Here is a 208-nt window from a genome sequence, read left to right on the forward strand (position 1 = left end):
CGTATTTTGAAAACAGCAGCGACAGCACTGTGATTGGCACCGTCAATGCCATCGATCCGGAAGGCACGCCAGTGACCTACAGCATCGTCAGCGGCAATGACGACGCTTGGTTTGAGATTGACCCCGTGACCGGTGTCATCAGCTTGACCCCAGCGGGCGTGGCCGCCGTCGCCAATGACTTTGAAGCCCTGGCGAACGTGCACAATTT

General features: G+C 57.2%; 1 protein-coding gene. It reads left to right on the forward strand.

All coding sequences use genetic code 11. The annotated features are described in order from the left end of the window. Positions 1–208, forward strand: a 208-nt coding sequence (locus H5185_RS22720; protein WP_182743407.1) for a cadherin repeat domain-containing protein, incomplete at both ends; no start/stop codon positions are given.

This window comes from Shewanella sp. SG44-6, from assembly GCF_014164185.1.
Lineage (GTDB): Bacteria > Pseudomonadota > Gammaproteobacteria > Enterobacterales > Shewanellaceae > Shewanella > Shewanella vesiculosa.